The 18,425-nt window shown below is 71.8% G+C and carries 21 protein-coding genes; 19 read left to right on the forward strand and 2 right to left on the reverse strand.

What is annotated here, in order from left to right; genetic code table 11:
* Nucleotides 1–101: 101 nt before the first annotated feature.
* Nucleotides 102–545, reverse strand: a complete 444-nt coding sequence (locus tag ACYVC6_RS17090; protein WP_460715640.1) for a VOC family protein — start codon at nucleotides 543–545, stop codon at nucleotides 102–104.
* A 109-nt stretch (nucleotides 546–654) separates the two neighbouring features.
* On the opposite strand from ACYVC6_RS17090, the gene ACYVC6_RS17095 reads away from it, so the two are divergent.
* The 9 genes from ACYVC6_RS17095 to ACYVC6_RS17135 all read left to right on the forward strand — a co-directional run bounded on the left by ACYVC6_RS17095 (nucleotide 655) and on the right by ACYVC6_RS17135 (nucleotide 8,467).
* Complete coding sequence (locus tag ACYVC6_RS17095; protein ID WP_460715641.1) at nucleotides 655–1,266, forward strand: hypothetical protein; 612 nt, start codon at nucleotides 655–657, stop codon at nucleotides 1,264–1,266.
* Between the two features lie 55 nt (nucleotides 1,267–1,321).
* Complete coding sequence (locus tag ACYVC6_RS17100; RefSeq protein WP_460715642.1) at nucleotides 1,322–2,284, forward strand: ABC transporter ATP-binding protein; 963 nt, start codon at nucleotides 1,322–1,324, stop codon at nucleotides 2,282–2,284.
* Nucleotides 2,284–3,123: an ABC transporter permease gene (locus tag ACYVC6_RS17105; RefSeq protein WP_460715643.1), complete on the forward strand. Its 840-nt coding sequence runs from the start codon at nucleotides 2,284–2,286 to the stop codon at nucleotides 3,121–3,123. Before ACYVC6_RS17100 ends, ACYVC6_RS17105 begins: the two co-directional genes overlap by 1 nt.
* Nucleotides 3,120–3,929 (forward strand): ABC transporter permease, encoded by an 810-nt coding sequence (locus ACYVC6_RS17110; protein ID WP_460715644.1) that lies wholly within the window; start codon nucleotides 3,120–3,122, stop codon nucleotides 3,927–3,929. Before ACYVC6_RS17105 ends, ACYVC6_RS17110 begins: the two co-directional genes overlap by 4 nt.
* 62 nt (nucleotides 3,930–3,991) lie before the next feature.
* Entirely contained in the window at nucleotides 3,992–5,122 is a 1,131-nt protein-coding gene (locus tag ACYVC6_RS17115; RefSeq protein ID WP_460715645.1) for a class I SAM-dependent methyltransferase, read from the forward strand.
* A gap of 9 nt (nucleotides 5,123–5,131) precedes the next feature.
* The gene (locus tag ACYVC6_RS17120; protein ID WP_460715646.1) at nucleotides 5,132–5,326 is read left to right on the forward strand and encodes a DUF3046 domain-containing protein; all 195 of its coding nucleotides are present in this window, start codon (nucleotides 5,132–5,134) and stop codon (nucleotides 5,324–5,326) included.
* The gene (locus ACYVC6_RS17125; RefSeq protein WP_460715647.1) at nucleotides 5,323–6,627 is read left to right on the forward strand and encodes an MFS transporter; all 1,305 of its coding nucleotides are present in this window, start codon (nucleotides 5,323–5,325) and stop codon (nucleotides 6,625–6,627) included. Before ACYVC6_RS17120 ends, ACYVC6_RS17125 begins: the two co-directional genes overlap by 4 nt.
* Nucleotides 6,624–7,427 (forward strand): S-methyl-5'-thioadenosine phosphorylase, encoded by an 804-nt coding sequence (locus ACYVC6_RS17130; RefSeq protein ID WP_460715648.1) that lies wholly within the window; start codon nucleotides 6,624–6,626, stop codon nucleotides 7,425–7,427. The genes ACYVC6_RS17125 and ACYVC6_RS17130 overlap by 4 nt, the downstream gene beginning before the upstream one ends.
* Nucleotides 7,424–8,467: an NAD-dependent epimerase/dehydratase family protein gene (locus ACYVC6_RS17135; RefSeq protein WP_460715649.1), complete on the forward strand. Its 1,044-nt coding sequence runs from the start codon at nucleotides 7,424–7,426 to the stop codon at nucleotides 8,465–8,467. The genes ACYVC6_RS17130 and ACYVC6_RS17135 overlap by 4 nt, the downstream gene beginning before the upstream one ends.
* 631 nt (nucleotides 8,468–9,098) lie before the next feature.
* Here ACYVC6_RS17135 and ACYVC6_RS17140 read toward each other — a convergent pair.
* Nucleotides 9,099–10,433 carry a hypothetical protein gene (locus tag ACYVC6_RS17140; protein ID WP_460715650.1) on the reverse strand — a complete coding sequence of 445 codons (1,335 nt, stop codon included), beginning with the start codon at nucleotides 10,431–10,433 and terminating at the stop codon, nucleotides 9,099–9,101.
* A gap of 112 nt (nucleotides 10,434–10,545) precedes the next feature.
* Here ACYVC6_RS17140 and ACYVC6_RS17145 point away from each other — a divergent pair, with 112 nt between their 5' ends.
* The 10 genes from ACYVC6_RS17145 to ACYVC6_RS17190 all read left to right on the forward strand — a co-directional run bounded on the left by ACYVC6_RS17145 (nucleotide 10,546) and on the right by ACYVC6_RS17190 (nucleotide 18,418).
* Nucleotides 10,546–11,205 (forward strand): glycosyltransferase family 2 protein, encoded by a 660-nt coding sequence (locus ACYVC6_RS17145; RefSeq protein WP_460715651.1) that lies wholly within the window; start codon nucleotides 10,546–10,548, stop codon nucleotides 11,203–11,205.
* Complete coding sequence (locus ACYVC6_RS17150; RefSeq protein ID WP_460715652.1) at nucleotides 11,202–11,855, forward strand: TIGR04282 family arsenosugar biosynthesis glycosyltransferase; 654 nt, start codon at nucleotides 11,202–11,204, stop codon at nucleotides 11,853–11,855. Before ACYVC6_RS17145 ends, ACYVC6_RS17150 begins: the two co-directional genes overlap by 4 nt.
* A complete protein-coding gene (locus ACYVC6_RS17155; RefSeq protein ID WP_460715653.1) occupies nucleotides 11,852–12,442 on the forward strand; it encodes a class I SAM-dependent methyltransferase in 591 nt (196 codons plus the stop codon). Before ACYVC6_RS17150 ends, ACYVC6_RS17155 begins: the two co-directional genes overlap by 4 nt.
* Nucleotides 12,439–13,596 carry a molybdopterin-dependent oxidoreductase gene (locus ACYVC6_RS17160; protein ID WP_460715654.1) on the forward strand — a complete coding sequence of 386 codons (1,158 nt, stop codon included), beginning with the start codon at nucleotides 12,439–12,441 and terminating at the stop codon, nucleotides 13,594–13,596. Before ACYVC6_RS17155 ends, ACYVC6_RS17160 begins: the two co-directional genes overlap by 4 nt.
* Nucleotides 13,596–14,006, forward strand: coding sequence for a hypothetical protein (locus tag ACYVC6_RS17165; RefSeq protein WP_460715655.1), 411 nt, complete (start codon nucleotides 13,596–13,598; stop codon nucleotides 14,004–14,006). The genes ACYVC6_RS17160 and ACYVC6_RS17165 overlap by 1 nt, the downstream gene beginning before the upstream one ends.
* 2 nt (nucleotides 14,007–14,008) lie before the next feature.
* Entirely contained in the window at nucleotides 14,009–14,683 is a 675-nt protein-coding gene (locus ACYVC6_RS17170; RefSeq protein ID WP_460715656.1) for a response regulator transcription factor, read from the forward strand.
* Nucleotides 14,683–15,819, forward strand: a complete 1,137-nt coding sequence (locus ACYVC6_RS17175) for a sensor histidine kinase (RefSeq protein ID WP_460715657.1) — start codon at nucleotides 14,683–14,685, stop codon at nucleotides 15,817–15,819. Before ACYVC6_RS17170 ends, ACYVC6_RS17175 begins: the two co-directional genes overlap by 1 nt.
* A gap of 176 nt (nucleotides 15,820–15,995) precedes the next feature.
* A complete protein-coding gene (recA, locus tag ACYVC6_RS17180; RefSeq protein WP_460715658.1) occupies nucleotides 15,996–17,048 on the forward strand; it encodes a recombinase RecA in 1,053 nt (350 codons plus the stop codon).
* The gene (locus tag ACYVC6_RS17185) at nucleotides 17,038–17,580 is read left to right on the forward strand and encodes a regulatory protein RecX (RefSeq protein WP_460715659.1); all 543 of its coding nucleotides are present in this window, start codon (nucleotides 17,038–17,040) and stop codon (nucleotides 17,578–17,580) included. The genes recA and ACYVC6_RS17185 overlap by 11 nt, the downstream gene beginning before the upstream one ends.
* Entirely contained in the window at nucleotides 17,546–18,418 is an 873-nt protein-coding gene (locus ACYVC6_RS17190) for a polyphosphate kinase 2 family protein (RefSeq protein WP_460716503.1), read from the forward strand. The genes ACYVC6_RS17185 and ACYVC6_RS17190 overlap by 35 nt, the downstream gene beginning before the upstream one ends.
* Nucleotides 18,419–18,425: the final 7 nt, after the last annotated feature.

Here is an 18,425-nt window from a genome sequence, read left to right on the forward strand (position 1 = left end):
CGCGGGCTGCATAGGTTGTGAACGCGCCCCCTCCGGCTCTCCCCGTGGCCGGAGGGGGCGCCCAGTCGACCGTGCGCGCGGCTGCTTCCAAGTGACCCTGGTTAGAAGACGTCGAACTCGTTGCCCTCCGGGTCGAGCATCGCCACGGCGTAGTGGTCCGTGCCCTCCTCGGAGACGATGCGCAGCCGGGTGGCGCCAAGGGACACGAGCCGCTCGGCCTCGGCCTCGACCCGTTCGCGCCGGACGTCGAGCGGGGTGCCGCGGCCCCCGCCGGCGTCGACGTCGATGTGGAGCCGGTTCTTCACCGACTTCGCCTCGGGGACGACCTGGAACCAGATGGCCGGGCCCTCGCCGTGTGGGTCGACGATCCGGTCGTCGCCGAGGCCCAGCTCCTCCTCGGGCACCCCGACCGACCGGTACCAGTCGTCCCAGGTCTGGAAGCCACCCGGCGGTGGAGCGACCTGGTAGTGGAGCGCGGCCGCCCAGAAGTCGGCCATGGTCTGGGTGTCGGCGCAGTCGATCGCCAGCTGGAATCTCACGGTCATCGTGTCCTCCGGGAGTCGGGTCGGGGCAGACTGCCATGGCGCGCCGACAGCCAGGAGTCTCCCGCGTGGCATCTTCCGGTGTTCCGGGATCGTGGGACAGGCTGTGCTCATGATCCTGAGCCACCTACGTGCCAACGCCGTCGCTTACCTCGCCCTGACCCTGGCCCTGTCGACTGGGACGGCGTACGCCGCCGACAAGATCGCCGACGGGTCCGTGACGACCCCCAAGCTGGCAAAGAACGCGGTCACGAGCCCGAAGATCAAGAAGGGCGCAGTGAAGTCGGCCGACGTGAAGGACGGGAGCCTCAGGACCATCGACCTCGCGCCAGGCGTCATCCCCGCCCTGCCCCCGGACTACGACATCAGCACCGGACCTGACGGTGCTCTTCCGCCGGCGGTGCCGGACTTGGCGGACCTCCGCACCCATGTGTTCACGAGTGGAGGCGGCGAGACCTACCTCCAGTTCGTGTTCAACCGGATCGGGGTGACCTGCAGCGCGGGCTCGGCTGAAGTCGGTCTCTACCTGGACGGACTCCCGGTGCCCCAGACCCTGATGCGCGCACCCGCGCTGCCGACCGAGCGACCAGTTCTCCTGAGCGCCTCGACGCAATTGACGCCCGGGTCGCACACCGCGTCGGTCTCCATCGACTGCCCGACCGGCGTGCCCACGAGCGCGACCCACACCGACAGCGGATGGTTCGTGCTCACGCCGAGGGCCTGATCCGTGGCCCGTCGTCCCCGGCCACGAGGGCACGTATTCGCCTAGGGTCGCGGTCGTGACCGAGCCGATGATCCTCGCCCGCGGGCTCCGCAAGACTTTCGGCGAGGCCGAGCGCGCGTTCGAGGCGGTCAAGGGCATCGACGTGGAGGTCCGCAAGGGCGAGGCGTTCGGGTTCCTCGGGCCCAACGGTGCGGGCAAGTCGAGCACGATGCGGATGATCGCGGCGGTCAGTCCGGTCAGCGGGGGAGAGCTGCGCATCCTCGGCATGGACCCAGCCGTCGACGGGCCGGCGATCCGTGGCCGGCTCGGCGTGTGTCCCCAGGAGGACACGCTCGACAACGAGCTCAACGTCCGCGACAACCTCTACATCTACGGCCGCTACTTCGGGATCCCCAAGGCCGAGGTGCACGAGCGGGTCGACGAGCTGCTGGAGTTCGTCAGTCTCCAGGACAAGCAGAAGAGCAAGGTCGAGGACCTCTCGGGCGGGATGAAGCGGCGGCTCACGATCGCCCGGAGCCTCATCAACCGGCCCGACCTGCTGCTGCTCGACGAACCGACCACGGGTCTCGACCCGCAGGCGCGGCACGTGCTGTGGGACAAGCTGTTCCGGCTCAAGCAGACCGGCGTGACCTTGGTGATCACGACGCACTACATGGACGAGGCCGAGCAGCTCTGCGACCGGCTCGTGGTCATGGACAAGGGCCTGATCGTCGCGGAGGGGTCACCGCTGGCCCTCATCCGGGAGCACTCGACCCGCGAGGTCGCCGAGCTCAGATTCGGGGTGGCCGAGGAGGACGAGCACCACGAGCGTCTGGCCGAGAAGGTCACGGAGTTGGTCGACGGCCTGGGTGACCGGGTCGAGGTGTTGCCGGACCGGCTGCTCGTCTACAGCGACAACGGCGAGGAGGTGCTGGCCAAGGTGCACGAGCGCGGTCTCGAGCCCGTCGCCACCTTGGTCCGGCGCTCCACGCTCGAGGACGTCTTCCTCCGCCTCACCGGCCGGACGCTGGTGGACTGATGGCCGCGATCCGGGCCGACAAGCTCGACGTCCAGCTCCGCGGCCTCCCGATCGGCGAGGGCCTCGGGCGGCTCTTCGACTACTGGCTCACGGTCTACAAGCGGACGTGGAAGGCCTCGGTCATCTCGTCCTTCGCGTCCCCGCTGTTCTACGTGCTCGCGATGGGAGTGCTGCTCGGCGGCTTCATCCCCGGCGACCCGGACCTGCTCGAGGGCGCCCCGACCTACCTGGCCTTCGTGGTCCCCGGGCTGATCGCCGCCCACGCGATGCAGACCGGGGTCGGCGAGACGACCTACCCGGTCATGGGTCTGTTCAAGTGGAACAAGGTCTACGACTCGATGATCGCCACACCGCTGCAGATCCGGCACGTGGTGACCGCCCACCTCGGCTTCGTCGCGTTCCGGCTGGCGACGACCTGTGCGGTGTTCATGCTCGTGCTGGCGCCGTTCGGGGTGTTCGAGAGCTGGTGGGGCCCGCTGCTCGCGTTCGCGAGCCAGGTGCTGGTCGGCATGGCCTTCGCTGCCCTCGTCTACGCCTACACGACCCGGATCCGGTCCGAGGCGTCGTTCGGCGTGCTGTTCCGGCTCGGCGTGTTCCCGCTCTTCCTCTTCTCCGGCGCGTTCTTCCCGGTCGGCAACCTCGGCGACATCGGCGCGTTCCTGGCTCGACTCACCCCGCTGTGGCACGGCGTCAACCTGTCCCGGATGTTCTGCGTGACCCCCTCGTTCGGCGGCATCGACTGGTCGATGGCGGCGCTCAACGCGGGCTACCTGCTCGTCCTGCTGCTCCTCGGCTGGCGGTGGTCGGTCACCGGTCTCGCCAAACGGCTGGTCACGTGACTACCACGGTCGGCGCGCCCGGTCGCCTCGTCAGTCCGCTCACCCGCTGGCAGGCGCTGCGGCTCCTCGTGCTGCGCAACTACATGGTCTACAAGGCGGCCTGGAAGCTGTTCCTCACCGGCTTCCTCGAGCCCGTCTTCTACCTCTTCTCGATCGGCATCGGCGTCGGGGCGCTCATCGACACCTTCACCTTCAACGGGCAGGAGATCCCCTACGCCGAGTTCGTCGCCCCCGGCATGCTCGCCGCGTCCGCGTTCAACGGCGCCCTGCTCGACTCGACCTACAACGTGTTCTTCAAGCTCAAGTACGACCGGCTCTACGACCAGATGCTGGCGACGCCGCTCACCACCCGGGACATCGCGGTCAGCGAGATCGTCTGGGGTCAGCTTCGTGGCGGCAGCTACTCGGCGGCGTTCCTGCTGGTCATGTGGGCGATGGGACTGATCAGCTCGTGGTGGGCGCTGCTCGCGCTGCCGGCGGCGTTGCTGATCGGCTTCGCCTTCTCCGCGGTGTTCATGGCGGCCACGACCTACATGACGTCGTGGCAGGACTTCGACAAGATCACCCTGGTCCAGCTCCCCCTGTTCCTGTTCTCGGCCACGTTCTTCCCCATGTCGGCCTACCCCGAGGCCGTGCGCTGGGTCGTCGAGTGCACCCCGCTCTACCGGGGCGTCGTGCTGTGCCGCGAGCTCACCACCGGCGCGCTGTCGTGGGGCTCGGCGGTGTCGGTGGCCTACCTGGTCGCGATGGGCGTGCTCGGGCTGCTGGTCGTCCGCCGGCGGCTCGACACCCTGCTGCTGACCTGAAGTCGACGAGTTTCGGCACGATCTCGGCGGCGCACGCGCGGCGCGGTTGGGAGGATCCGGGCATGACGATCGTCCCCGACACCAAGGACTGGACCTGGGTGCTGCGCGAGCCCTGTCCCGAGTGCGGCTACGACGCCCAGGCGATCGAGCGCGGCTCGTTCGGGGCGCGCATCCGGCAGAACGCGTCGACGTGGGCCGCGGTGCTCGGCCTCCCGAGCGCCCGGACCCGGCCCGAACCGTCCACGTGGTCGCCCCTGGAGTACGCCTGCCACGTGCGCGACGTGCACCGGATCTTCGGCGAGCGGCTCGGTTCGATGCTGGAGGAGGACGCACCCCACTTCGCCAACTGGGACCAGGACGAGACAGCGGTGGAGCAGAGGTACGCCGAGCAGGACCCCGCCACCGTGGCGAGTGAGCTGGCCGAGGCCGCGGACGCGGTCGCGGCGCGCTACGACGCGGTGGCCGTCGACGACGACGCGACCTGGGGCCGGAGCGGTCTGCGCAGCGACGGCAGCGAGTTCACCGTCGACACGCTCGGCCGCTACCACCTCCACGACATCGTCCACCACGCGTGGGACGTCCGCGCCGAGGTCGCCCGGGCTGTCGTGGACGCCTATGACGCCCAGTCGGCCGCCTACGCCGAGGCCACGTCCACGCTGCACGACGAGGTGCTCGACTGGCTCGAGGCGTTCGCCGCCGCGGTCGGTGCCGGCGCGCACGTGCTGGAGATCGGCTCGGGTGGCGGCAGGGACGCGCGCGCGTTGGAGGAACGCGGCGTGCGGGTTCGGCGTACCGACGTCACACCGGCCTTCGTCGACCTGCTGCGCAGCCAGGGGCACGAGGCCGAGCTGCTCGACCCGTTGTCCGACGACCTCGGCGGGCCCTACGACGGGGTCTGGGCCAACGCCTGCCTGCTGCACGTCGAGCGCGCCGAGCTGCCGGTCGTGCTGGGACGTCTCGCCGACGCCACCCGGGCCGGGGGAGTGCTCGCCCTCTCGGTCAAGGAGGGCGACGGTGAGGTGTGGTCGACCCACGGGACGGTCTCTGCTCCACGCCGGTTCGTGCTGTGGCGCGAGCAGGACCTGGCGAAGGTGCTGAGCGCGGCTGGTTGGCAGGTTGACGAGGTGAAGCGCCGCGCGGGGTTGCGCGACGAGACGTGGCTCATGGTTCGCGCGTCGCGCCCCCACTCCTAGAGTGGCGCCGTGCGGCACACGGAGTTCTGGTCCCGGCTGGAGGGCGCCCTCGGCGTGTCCTACTACCGGGTGTGGGCCGGCCAGTTCGTGATGGCCGACCTCGGCGGCCGCACCGCGGCTGAGGCCCTCGACGCAGGCATCCCGCCCAAGCAGGTGTGGGCAGCGGTGTGGAAGGCGCTGGACCTGCCGCCACACGACCGTTGAGCGGCGTCCGGGAGGTCGAGCTCGAGGCGGCCCAGCGGCGTACGGTCGCGACCCTCGTCGTGGCCCAGGCGGTCGGCGCGGTCGGCATCACCATCGGCATCGCCACCGCGTCCCTGCTGGCCCGCGACGTGTCGGGCTCGGAGGAGCAGGCCGGGCTCGCCCAGACCGCCCAGGTGCTGGGCGCCGCGGTCGCGGCCTACCTCCTCGCCCGGGTCATGTCCGCGCGCGGTCGCCGGTTCGGCCTGGCCGTCGGCTACCTGATCGCCGCGGCGGGCAGTCTCCTCGCCGTGGTCGCCGGCACCGTCGGGTCGATGCCTCTCCTGCTCGTGGGCGCGGCGCTGCTCGGCGCGGGGGCGGCGGCCAACAGCGCGGCCCGCTACGCCGCGACCGACCTCGCCACGGAGGCCCACCGGGCCCGGGCCCTGTCGACGGTCGTCTGGGCGACCACGATCGGCGCCGTCGCCGGCCCCAACCTCTCCGGTCCCTCGGGAGCCCTCGCGGACGCCCTCGGGATCCCCGAGCTCACCGGGCCGTTCGCGCTCGGCGCCGTGGGCCTGGTCCTCGCGGCTCTCGTGCTCGCGGTGCGGCTGCGCCCCGACCCGCTGCTGCTGGCGCGCGAGACCGCCGCGCTGAGACCCGAGGAGCCGGACGCCGGCGTCGAAGCCGCCCCGGTCCACAAGGCGTCGTGGCGGCGCACCCTCGCCGCGGTCCGCGCTCGCCCGGTCCTCGGCTGGGCGGTGGTGGGGCTGGCGGGCAGCCACGCCGCGATGGTCGGGGTCATGATCATGACCCCGCTCCACATGGAGCACGGCGGCGCCGACCTGCGGATCATCGGCGTCGTCGTCAGCGTCCACGTGCTCGGGATGTTCGCCTTCTCGCCGCTGGTCGGCACGCTCGCCGACCGCCTCGGCCGGGCGTTCGTGCTCGGCGCGGGTGGGGTGACCCTGCTGGTGTCGCTCGTGCTGTGCGCTGCCGCCCCGGAGGGCAGCTCGATGCGCATCTTCGCCGGCCTGTTCCTGCTGGGCCTCGGCTGGTCGTTCGCCACCGTGGCGGCCTCGACGATGATCGCCGACCACGCCCCGTTGGAGGCGCGCACCGACGTCCAGGGGAGTGCCGACCTGGTCATGGGCCTGACCGCCGCGGTCGCCGGCGGGCTCGCGGGCCTGGTCACCGGCGCCTTCGGCTATCCGGCCCTGGCCCTGGCCACCGTGGCGCTGGCGCTGCTCGTCGTCCTCGCGGCGTTCCGGGCGCGACACGTCGCCGGACGGCCGGAGGAGCGGCTGGCAGAGTTGCCGTCGTGACAGCGGACATCGGAGTCATCGGCGGCACCGGCTTCTACTCCTTCATCCAGGACCCGGAGGAGCACGCCGTCACCACGCCCTACGGCGACCCGTCCGCGCCGCTCGCGGTCGGCACCGTCGCGGGCCGCCGGGTGGCGTTCCTGCCGCGGCACGGCGCCCACCACGACTTCCCGCCGCACGCCATCAACTACCGCGCGAACCTGTGGGCGCTGCGCTCGCTCGGCGTCCGGCAGGTCCTCGCGCCGTGCGCGGTCGGCGGGCTCCGCAGCCGTGACGACGGCGGCGTCGACCCCGGCGACGTCGTCGTCCCCGACCAGCTCGTCGACCGGACCCACCGCCGGGTGTCGTCCTACGTCGAGAGGGGCGCGGTCCACCTCCCGTTCGCCGACCCCTACTGCGCCCGGATCTCCGGCGCCGTCCTCGCCGCCGACGACAGCGTCGAGGCCGGCGGGACGATGGTGGTGGTCGAGGGGCCGCGCTTCTCCACCAGGGCGGAGTCCCGGGCCTTCGCCGCCGAGGGCTGGACGCTCATCAACATGACGGCGATGCCCGAGGCCGTCCTCGCCCGCGAGCTGCGCATGTGCTACTCGTCGATCGCCCTGGTCACCGACATGGACGCGGGTGCCGAGAGCGGGGAGGGGGTCGGCCAGGAGGAGGTCTTCGCGCTCTTCCGGCGCAACCTCGAGCGGCTCACCGGCCTGCTTACGCAGACGATCGCGGGGCTGCCCGCGCCGGACGGTTGCACCTGCTCGAGCTGGGCCGACTCGATCGAGCTGACCTACGAGATCCCCGGCGAGTGAAGGTCCTGCTCACCGGCTCGGCCGGTTTCATCGGCAGTGCCATCGGGCGGCTGCTGGACGCCGACGGGCACGAGGTCGTGAGGGTCGACCTGATGCTCGACAAGGCGCACGGCACGACCGAGCCGCCCGAGGGGACCCACCAGGTCGACGTCCGCGACGCCGGCACGTGGCCCCACCTGCTCGAGGGCGTCGACGTCGTCTGCCACCAGGCCGCGGTGGTCGGTGCGGGCGTCACGGTCGCCGACCTGCCGGCGTACGCCTCGCACAACGACCTCGGTACGGCGGTGCTGCTGGCCGCGATGAACGAGGCCGGTGTCGACCGTCTGGTGCTGGCGTCGTCGATGGTCGTCTACGGCGAGGGGCGCTACGCCTGTGCCGAGCACGGCGAGCAGGTGCCCGGCCCGCGGAGCACCGCGGCTCTCGACGCGGGGGACTTCGACAACCACTGCCCGGCCTGCGGGGCGGCGCTCACCTGGGCACTCGTCGACGAGGACGCGCGGCTCGACCCGCGCAGCTCCTACGCCGCCAGCAAGGTGGCCCAGGAGCACTACACCTCGTCCTGGGCCCGGCAGGCCGGGGCGGCGGCGGTCGCGCTGCGCTACCACAACGTCTACGGCCCCGGCATGCCGCGGGACACGCCCTACTCCGGCGTCGCGGCCATGTTCCGCTCCTCGCTCCAACGCGGTGAGCCGCCGCAGGTGTTCGAGGACGGCGGGCAGATGCGCGACTTCGTGCACGTCGACGACGTCGCGCGGGCCAATCTCGCGGCGCTCCGGGCCGTGGCCGACGCGTCCCCCGGCTCGTACGCCGCCTACAACGTCGCCTCTGGCCACCCGGTCGGGATCCTCGACGTCGCCCGGCTCGTCGCCCGGGGGACCGGCAGCGACCTGGCTCCGCAGGTGACTGGTGGCTACCGGCTGGGCGACGTCCGGCACATCGTCGCCTCGCCGGAGCGGGCTGCGGCCGAGCTCGGTTTCACTGCCGAGGTGCTGCCGGACGTCGGTCTGCCGGCGTTCGCCACCGCTCCGCTACGGGAGTAGACGTCAGACGTCCGCACGGGCAGCCACGCCGATCCGGACATTGAGGTCGTCGAGCTCGTCGAGCAGGTCGCCCACCCCCAGACCTGGTTGCGGTCGGTCACGGGTCGGAGGACCTCGACGTTTCCGGTCGGTCACCAAAGTCTGTTTGACCGCTTGTACCCCTGGTAGATGCGCCACCCGCCGAAGGCAGCGACTGCTAGCGAGAGCAGGGTGACGACGGCCCACATTGCGATTGCGGCACGAAGCTTGGCCTCGTCTCTCAACGCGGCTGCTGATGCCAGCACGGCACCCGCGGCGAACGCAGGCACGAAGGGTGCAACAACGATCACCCAGTTCAACCTGTGCCGACTCACGAGGTCGATGGTCTCAGTCCCGGGTAGTACCGGCGCCATAACGGACATATCGGCTGCCCGCCAGATGTCCGGCTCGTCGGCATGACCGCACTCAACGCGGCAGATGAGGACGGTCGGCTCCCCGACGGTTCATCAAGGGATGCTGACGGACCTGCCGTTCCCATGCCGAGTTCACCCCGGGGAGTGCGGGTTGAGCGACATCCCTTGATGAAACTGCGGCGACCTCAACTCGGCAGATCCGGGCGAACCGATGGTCTCCGTCTCGATCTAGCCGCGCCTCACCACGCGGTGTAGAAGAGGTGCTGGACGACCAGGGCGGTCAGGACCTGGAGACCCAGTCCCCAGCGCCGCCAGCCGTCGGGCAGCAGGGCGCACGACAGGGTCAGCCACGGGATGAACGGCAACCAGATTCGCTCGACCTCGGCCCTGCTCATCCCGGAGGCGTCGGCGAGGGCGACCATCAGGACCGCCGCACCGACGAGCAGCAGTCCGACCCGGTCACTCGACCGGCGGAGAGCCGCCAAGCCGGCACCGAGCAGTGGGCCGGCGGAGACGGCGAGCGCAGCGAGGTTGGCCCACGACCAGTAGGCGAATGGCCGGTCGGCGGCGATGCCGTCGAAGTAGCGCTCCCGCAGCACCGGGTAGGCGTCCCACCACGCGAACCCCAGCGCCGCGAAGGTCAGGACCACCGCCAGGGCGGCTGGCACCGCGGCCAGGAGCGGGCGCCAGGAGCGGGCTGCGACCAGGACGGCGACCGCCAGCACGCCCATCAGCGGCATGCCGTAGGACATCAGCACGCTCAGACCGAGGAGCAGACCGGCCAGCCCTGCCCAGCCGACCGACCTGCGGTCGGCAGCAGTCGCGGCCAGCGCCAGCGCCGCGATGCCCCACGCGGTGACGACCGTGATCACCGCATCGGCGGACACCGCCAGGAACACGGCGGCCGGGGTCAGGACGAGGAACGGCGCCGCCCGACGGGCCAGGTCCTCGGCGCCGAGCGCCCGCAGCGTCACCAGCACCGCGGCGGCGACAGACGCCGCCAGCAGGGTGACCACGACCCCGGCCGCCAGGTCGCCGCCCAGCCCGAGCCGCACCAGCGTCACGAAGAACAGCAGCATCGCCGGTGGGTGCCCGGCGACGTGGGTCGGCCAGTTGTCGTCGGCGGAGTAGGGGATCCGATCGACGTAGGTGTCCAGCAGCACGGACACGTCGTCGACCTCGCGGGCGGTCACGAGGTACTCGTAAGGGTTTCCCAGCACCCGGGAGAGACCGTCGGTCCCGTCGACGAGGGCCATCGACAACAGCCACGCCAGGCTCGCGGCGTACGACGCCAGCAACAGCAGTCGCCACGGCAGCCGGGCGGCCAGGTCGGCGGCGTAGCGCCACCCCAGCAGGGCGACGGCCACTGCGGGCAGAGTGCCTGGTCCGAACAGCTTCGGTTCCCAACGGCCGTGCAGCGGCGGCACCTCGTCGGGCGAGGCGTTGCGGGGAGCTCGTGCGAACACCTCCCAGTCCAGCCAGTGCGGAAGGCCGAACGCCAGGACGAGGACGACCGCGGTGAGTGCCAGCCCGGCGACCGGTGCCCAACGGCGCGGGACCGCCGCCGACATCATGGAGACGACCCTAGGTCCCGACGAGACGACGGGGGCTCGGACGGCGGGGCGTCACTGGACCGTAAGGAGTCACAGCCCCGCATCAGCCCGTCCCGCACCTACGGTCGATGACGTGAAGATCCACTGCGACCTGGTGCTCCCGTGCCGGGACGAGGCGGCTGCGCTGCCGGACCTGCTGAGCCGAGTGCCGGACGGGTTCAAGGTGGTCGTCGTCGACAACGGCTCGACGGACGGGACCGCCGACGTGGCCCGTGGTCTGGGAGCAACCGTCGTCCACGAGCCCGTGCCGGGGTACGGCGCGGCCGTGCACGCTGGGCTGCTCGCCGCCACCGGTGACCACGTCGCCTTCATGGACGGCGACGGCTCCTTCGACGCCGTCGACCTGGTGCCCCTGCTCGACGACGTGCGGTCCGGGCGGGCCGACCTCGCCGTCGGCCGGCGCCGACCGGTCCGTCGCGGCGTCTGGCCGTGGCACGCGCGGCTCGGTAACAACCTGGTCGTCTGGTGGCTCCGGCGCCGGATCGGGATGGCCGCCCACGACATCGCGCCGATCCGGGTGTGCCGCCGGGACGCCCTGCTGGAGCTCGGCGTCCGAGACCGCCGGTTCGGCTACCCGGTGGAGCTGCTGCAGAAGGCCACGAACGCCGGCTGGCGGGTCGCGGAACGCGACGTCGCCTACCACCCACGGGCGGCCGGCACCCGGTCGAAGGTCTCCGGGTCGGTCCGCGGCACCGCCCGCGCCGCCCGCGACTTCTGGCAGGTGCTGACGTGACCCGCGCCCTGGTCGTCGCCAAGGCGCCGGTCCCGGGCCGGGTGAAGACCCGCCTCGGCGCGGACGTCGGCATGGTCGCGGCCGCGGAGGTGGCCGCGGCCGCGCTGCTCGACACCCTCGCCGCCTGCCGCGCCGCGTTCGGCGCGGCCGACTGTCTCCTGGCCTTGTCGGGCGACCTGTCTCGGGCGGCGCGCAGCCTGGAGATCGAGGCCGCGCTCGCCGGCTGGCACGTCTTCCCGCAGCGCGGGGACGGCCTCGGCGCCCGGCTCGCCCACGCACACGCCGACGCTCCCGGAGGCCGTCCGGTGCTGCAGGTCGGTATGGACACACCTCAGCTCGCGGCCGAGCACCTGCACGGTGCCGCGGCGACGCTCGACGAGGCCGATGCGCTGCTCGGCCCCGCGGAGGACGGCGGCTGGTGGCTGCTCGGGCTGCGGGACCCGGCGGCCGCCGCGGCGCTCATCGGCGTCCCGATGTCCACGCCCACGACGTACGACGACACCCGGCGTGCCCTGGAGGACGTCGGCCTCGAGGTCGCCACCGGGACGGTCCTGCGCGACGTCGACACCGTGGCGGACGCGGACCTGGTGGCCGCTGGTCACCGCGACACCGAGTTCGCCCGGGCCTGGACCGGGGTGGTGGGCCGATGAGCGCCGACTGGGTGGACTGGGCAGAGTCAGAGCTGATCACACTGCACCTGGACGACTGGACCCATCCGGCCGACGACGAGGACCTGGCCATCCTCGACCTGTGCGACGGGCCGACCCTCGACGTGGGCTGCGGTCCTGGGCGGCTGACCGAGGCGTTGGGCCTGCGCGGGCACGTCGTCCTCGGCATCGACGTGACCCCGGAGGCGGTCGGCCGGACCGTGCGCCGGGGTGGTGCGGCCATCCGCCGTGACGTGTTCGCGCCGCTGCCGGGGGAGGGACGGTGGTTCACTGCACTGCTCGCCGACGGCAACGTGGGGATCGGCGGTGACCCGGTGGCGCTGCTCCACCGGCTGCGCCAGGTCCTCGACCCGCGCGGCCGGGTCGTGGTCGAGCTCGCGGAGCCCGGGACCGAGCCGTGCACCGGCTGGGCGACGCTGAGCGACCGCGGCCTGCTGACCGAGGCCTTCCCATGGTCGGTCGTCGGAGTCGACGACATCCCCCGAATCGCCTGGGACGCCGGTCTCGAGGCCACCGGGATGCACCGGTTCGCGCACCGCTGGTGCGCCGTCCTCGAGGCTGCGGCGTGAGGGTCCCGGCCCCGCCGACCGAGGCCGACTTCACCTCCCGGCTGCGCAGCGCGACGGTCGCCGCGCGGGTGGGCCTGTGGCTCGGCGTCTGCTTCGGCATCTGCTTCCTGACCGGGCTCCTCAGCCACTACGCCCAGAACCCGGTCCAGCCGATCCCGTTCCCGGCCAGCCCGTCGTGGGGCTACCGGGTCACCCAGGGGCTGCACGTCACCACCGGCACGGCCGCGGTCCCGCTGCTGCTGGTGAAGCTCTGGAGCGTCTTCCCGCGGCTGTTCATCCGGCCCCCGAAGCAGCTGAGGGCCTTGGCCGTCGAGGGTCTGGAGCGGGCCTCGATCGGTGTCCTGGTCGCGTCCGCGATCTTCCAGCTGGCGAGCGGACTGGCCAACTCGGCGCAGTGGTATCCCTGGAGCTTCTCCTTCCGCACCACCCACTACGCCATGGCGTGGGTCGCCATCGGCGCCCTGGTCGTGCACGTCGCGGTCAAGCTCCCGACCATCCGCGGCGCCTTGAAGGGGGACGTCGACGAGACGACGTACGACCGGGAGTCGGCGACCCGCGAGAGCCCGATGTCGCGACGGGGACTGCTGCGGACGACCTGGCTCGCCGCCGGCGTGGCGGTGCTGGCCAGCGCGGGCAGCACCGTGCCGTTCCTACGCAAGGTCTCGGTGCTCGGCGTCCGTTCGGGTGACGGACCCGGTGGCATCCCCATCAACAAGTCCGCCAAGGCAGCCGGTGTGACCTCGACGGCAGTGAGCTCGTCGTACGCGCTCTCGGTCGCGTCCGGCGACCGCGAGATCACCCTGACCCGGGAGGCCCTGCTCGGGATGACCCAACGCACCGTCGACCTGCCGATCGCCTGCGTCGAAGGCTGGAGCGCCGGCGGGACGTGGACCGGCGTCCGGGTGCGGGACCTGCTCGACCTGGTCGGCGCACCGCAGGGGAGCGACGTGCTCGTGGTCTCGCTCCAGGAGAAGGGTGCCTTCCGGCGGAGCACGCTGCAGGACAGCTTCGCCGATGACGACCGCACATTGCTGGCGCTCGGGCTGGACGGGGAGACCCTGTCGCTCGACCACGGCTACCCGGCGCGGATCATCGCGCCCAACCGGCCCGGCGTGCTCCAGACCAAGTGGGTCACCCGGATCGAGGTGCTGTGATGCGGCTCCGGATCCTCCTCGGCGGCGTCGGCGGGCTGCTCGGCGCCTACGGCGCGTTCCTGCTGCTGAGCCGGCAGGACCCCGGCCAGATCCTGAACGCCGCGACCTGGCTCGTGTCGGGGGTCGTGCTGCACGACTTCGTGCTGGCACCCGTGGTGGTCGGGCTGGTGGTGGTCGGCGGACGGGTGGCCCCGGTCGCGGCGCGCGTGCCGGCGGCCGGCGCCCTGGTGGTGCTGGGCGCGGCCACGCTCCTCGCGACCCCCGTGCTGGGCCGATTCGGCGCCCGTCCCGACAACCCCACGCTGCTCGACCGCGACTACACCGCGGGCTGGCTGGCCCTCGCCGGGGTCGTCCTCCTCGCCACCGTCGTGGCCACCCTCGTACGCTCGCGACGGCAGCAGGGAGAGTGACCGTGGCCAGAGTGCTCGTGGTCGACGACGACGCGACCGTGCGCGAGGTCGTCGTGTCCTACCTGCGCGCCCACGATCACGAGGTCGTCGAGGCCGAGGACGGCGAGACCGCCCTGGCCCGCCAGCGCGAGGAACCGCACGACCTGGTCGTCCTCGACCTGATGCTGCCCGGCATCGACGGGATCGAGGTGTGCCGGCAGCTGCGTCAGGACGGCGACGTCCCGGTCATCATGCTGACCGCCCTCGGCGAGGAGACCGACCGCGTGGTGGGCCTGGAGGTGGGTGCCGACGACTACGTCACCAAGCCGTTCAGCCCGCGGGAGCTGGCGCTGCGGGTGGACTCGGTGCTGCGCCGGGTGAGCTCGCCGGTGTCACCGCGGCGGCTCGTCGACGGGGATCTCCTCGTCGACGAGGGTCGGCACGAGGCCTACCGCGACGGCGAGGTCCTCGCGCTGACCGGGCGTGAGTTCGACCTGCTGCGCTTCCTGATCGCGCACCCGGGTAAGGCGTACTCGCGTGAGGAGCTGCTCGAGAAGGTGTGGGGCTGGTCGTTCGGTGACCAGTCGACGGTGACGGTGCACGTGCGGCGCCTGCGGGAGAAGATCGAGGCAGACCCGACCCGTCCTGTCCGGCTCCAGACCGTGTGGGGCGTCGGCTACCGGTGGGAGACCGTCTGATGACCAGCGACCAGCTGCAGATCCTGCTCGTGGCGGTCGCCTGCGCGCTCGGCGTGGGCATCGTCGGTCTCGCCGTCGCCTGGTCGATCCGCCGCCGGTCGATCCTGTGGCAGCTTGCGCTGGTCGTCGCTGTGGCCATCGGGTCCGTGCTCGCCGGAGTCATCGCCATCGCGCGGCTGATGTTCCTCTCCGACCACGACCGGGAGGTGGTCACCCTGGTGACCGCCGCTTCCGGCACCGTCGCGCTGCTCGTCGCGCTCACCGTCGGTGCCGCGATCGGGCGATGGTCGGAGGCGTTGCGTCGCGATGTCCGCAGCCTCGACGCCCACGGCTCCTACGTCGGGGGCCACCGCGGCCCCAGTGAGCTGCAGGCGCTCTCGGAGGAGCTCGCCAGGACGAGCGAGCGGCTGGAGGAGTCCCGTCGACGGGAGACGCAGCTCGAGGCGTCCCGGCGCGAGCTGGTCTCCTGGGTCTCCCACGACCTGCGCACCCCGCTGGCCGGCATGCGGGCGATGACCGAGGCGCTCGAGGACGGCATGGCCGAGGACCCCGCGCGTTACCACCGTCAGATCCGGGCCGAGGTCGACCGGATGGTCCGGATGGTCGACGACCTTTTCGAGCTCTCCAGGATCCATGCCGGCGTGCTCACCATGTCGCCCGAGCCGGTGGCGCTGCACGACGTGATCAGCGAGGCGATCGCCGGCGCCGACCCGGTGGCCCGCGCGCGGTCGGTGCGGCTGGGAGGCCGGGTCGAGGAGGGCGTCGAGGTCGTCGCCGACGCGGTCGGCCTCTCCCGGGTGATGACCAACCTGCTGATGAACGCCATCCGGCACACCCCGGCCGACGGCAGCGTCGAGATCCAGGCCCGGGCGGTCGCCGACGGCGTGGAGCTCAGCGTCACCGACGAGTGCGGGGGGATGTCGGAGGAGGACATGCACCGGGTCTTCGACGTGGCCTGGCGTGGCGCGCCGGCCCGGACCCCCGACGTCCACATGGGCGGGGGTGCCGGCCTGGGCCTGGCCATCGTGAAGGGGATCGTCGAGGCGCATCGTGGCGTCGTGACGGTCGAGAACGTCTCGCCCGAGAGCCCCGGCGGTCACGCCGGCTGCCGGTTCCTGGTGACCCTTCCGGCCTGACCCCGGCTGGCCCGGCGTGTCGCGCGGGGGATCGAACATCTGTTCGGTACGTTCCTGTCCACAGGTGTGACGCAGGAGGTGCCCTCCACAGCCGGCCGTGAGCTCGGACCCGGTGTCGGTGGCCCTCCCTAGCGTCGAAGGAGCACCGACCCGACCCGATCAGGAAGGCACCAAGCATGGCTGCAGCAGACCGCGAGAAGGCCCTCGACGCCGCCCTCGCCAACATCGAGAAGTCCTTCGGCAAGGGGTCGGTGATGCGCCTCGGTGACGAGGTGCGTGCCCCGCTCGAGGTGATCCCCACGGGTTCCATCGCGCTCGACGTCGCCCTCGGCATCGGCGGCCTGCCGCGCGGCCGGGTGGTCGAGATTTACGGTCCCGAGTCGAGCGGCAAGACCACCGTGGCCCTGCACGCCGTCGCCAACGCGCAGAAGGCCGGCGGCATCGTCGCCTTCATCGACGCCGAGCACGCCCTCGACCCCGACTACGCCAAGGCCCTCGGGGTCGACACCGACGCGCTCCTGGTCTCCCAGCCCGACTCGGGTGAGCAGGCGCTCGAGATCACCGACATGCTGATCCGCTCCGGTGCCCTCGACCTGGTGGTCATCGACTCCGTCGCAGCCTTGGTGCCACGGGCCGAGATCGAGGGCGAGATGGGCGACAGCCACGTCGGCCTCCAGGCCCGGCTGATGAGCCAGGCGCTGCGCAAGATCACCGGCGCCCTCAACAACTCCGGCACGACCGCGATCTTCATCAACCAGCTGCGGGAAAAGATCGGTGTGATGTTCGGTTCACCTGAGACGACCACCGGTGGCCGGGCGCTGAAGTTCTACTCCTCGGTGCGGCTCGACGTCCGCCGCATCGAGACGCTCAAGGACGGCACCGACATGGTCGGCAACCGCACCCGGGTCAAGGTCGTCAAGAACAAGGTCGCGAGCCCGTTCAAGCAGGCCGAGTTCGACATCATGTACGGCCTGGGCATCAGCCGCGAGGGCGGTCTGATCGACGTGGGCGTCGAGGCGGGCCTGGTCCGCAAGGCCGGCGCTTGGTACACCTACGAGGGCGACCAGCTCGGTCAGGGCAAGGAGAACTCCCGCCAGTTCCTCAAGGACAACCCTGACCTGGCCGACGAGCTGGAGAAGAAGATCCTGGAGAAGCTCGGTGTCGGTCCGACGGTCGACGCGGAGGCCGACGTGGTCGCGGTCGAGCCGGTCGGCGTCGATGCCTTCTGAGCACCTTCCAGAGGACGAGGATGCGGCCGGCCCCGACGCCGACCCGGAGTCGGTGGCCCGCCGCATCCTGCTCGACCAGCTGACCGGTCGGGCGCGCAGTCGCAAGGAGCTCAGCGACAAGCTGGCCAGCCGCAACGTGCCCGGCGAGATCGCGACCGCCCTGCTCGACCGGTTCGAGGAGGTAGGGCTGGTCGACGACGGCGCGTTCGCCCGCACGTGGGTGAGCCAGCGACAGCAGGGCAAGGGGCTGTCGCGGCGGGTGCTGGCCCAGGAGCTGCGTCGCAAGGGTGTCGACGACGAGGTCGCCAAGGAGGCGCTCGACGAGATCGACCCGGCCGACGAGGCGGCGGCCGCCCACGAGTTGGTCCGCAAGCGGCTGCGCTCCATGCGGGGCCTCGACGACCAGGTCGCCACCCGGCGGCTGGTCGGCATGCTGGCCCGCAAGGGCTACCCTCCGGGGCTGGCGTTCGGGGTGGTGCGGGAGGAGCTGGCCACCGCTGGGCGACAATGCCCCGGTGACCTCCACGATTGACGCTTCTCTCCTGCGCCTGTCCCCGGGCCCGGTCGACCTCTCGGCCATCCCGGCGGACGGGACGCCGGGGTTCACCGGCGACAAGGACGCGGGGGTGGCGGCTCTGCAGACGCTGGGGGCCGACCTCGACGAGCTGCAGGAGCGGCTCTTCGCCGAGGGCAGCTCGGGGTCCCATCGTCGGGTGCTGCTGGTGCTCCAAGGCATGGACACCTCGGGCAAGGGTGGGACGCTCGAGCACACGGTCGGCCTGATGGACCCGCAGGGCGTGCGGATCACCTCCTTCAAGGCGCCGACCAAGGAGGAGCTCAGCCACGACTTCCTGTGGCGGATCGAGAGGGCGCTGCCCGGACCCGGCTACGTCGGGGTGTTCGACCGGTCCCACTACGAGGACGTGCTGATCGTCCGGGTCCGCTCGCTGGCGCCGGCCGAGGAGATCGAGCGGCGCTACGGGGCGATCAACGAGTTCGAGGAGCGGCTGGTCGCCGACGGCACCACGATCGTCAAGTGCATGCTGCACATCTCCCCGCAGGAGCAGAAGGAGCGCCTGCTGGCCCGCCTCGACGACCCCACCAAGCACTGGAAGTTCAACCCCGGCGACCTCGACGAGCGCGCCCTCTGGCCGGCCTACCGCGAGGCCTACGAGATCGCTCTGGAGCGCACCAACACCGAGCATGCGCCGTGGCACGTGATCCCCGCCGACAAGAAGTGGTTCCGCAACCTGGCCATCGGCAGCCTCCTCCACGAGGCTCTCACCGGGCTCGACCCGCAGTGGCCCGAGGCCGACTTCGACGTCGCCGAGCAGCGGCAGCGGCTCGAGAACGAGGCCCCGATCAAGTGACCCCGAT

The organism is Nocardioides dilutus, assembly GCF_054779555.1.

Coding starts and splice junctions, on each gene's coding strand:
- ACYVC6_RS17105 (WP_460715643.1), top strand. CDS start 2,284: ATGGCCGCGATCCGGGCCGACAAGCTCGACGTCCAGCTCCGCGGCCTC.
- ACYVC6_RS17095 (WP_460715641.1), top strand. CDS start 655: ATGATCCTGAGCCACCTACGTGCCAACGCCGTCGCTTACCTCGCCCTG.
- ACYVC6_RS17140 (WP_460715650.1), bottom strand. CDS start 10,433: ATGATGTCGGCGGCGGTCCCGCGCCGTTGGGCACCGGTCGCCGGGCTG.
- ACYVC6_RS17175 (WP_460715657.1), top strand. CDS start 14,683: ATGACCAGCGACCAGCTGCAGATCCTGCTCGTGGCGGTCGCCTGCGCG.
- ACYVC6_RS17165 (WP_460715655.1), top strand. CDS start 13,596: ATGCGGCTCCGGATCCTCCTCGGCGGCGTCGGCGGGCTGCTCGGCGCC.
- ACYVC6_RS17090 (WP_460715640.1), bottom strand. CDS start 545: ATGACCGTGAGATTCCAGCTGGCGATCGACTGCGCCGACACCCAGACC.
- recA (WP_460715658.1), top strand. CDS start 15,996: ATGGCTGCAGCAGACCGCGAGAAGGCCCTCGACGCCGCCCTCGCCAAC.
- ACYVC6_RS17155 (WP_460715653.1), top strand. CDS start 11,852: ATGAGCGCCGACTGGGTGGACTGGGCAGAGTCAGAGCTGATCACACTG.
- ACYVC6_RS17115 (WP_460715645.1), top strand. CDS start 3,992: ATGACGATCGTCCCCGACACCAAGGACTGGACCTGGGTGCTGCGCGAG.
- ACYVC6_RS17185 (WP_460715659.1), top strand. CDS start 17,038: ATGCCTTCTGAGCACCTTCCAGAGGACGAGGATGCGGCCGGCCCCGAC.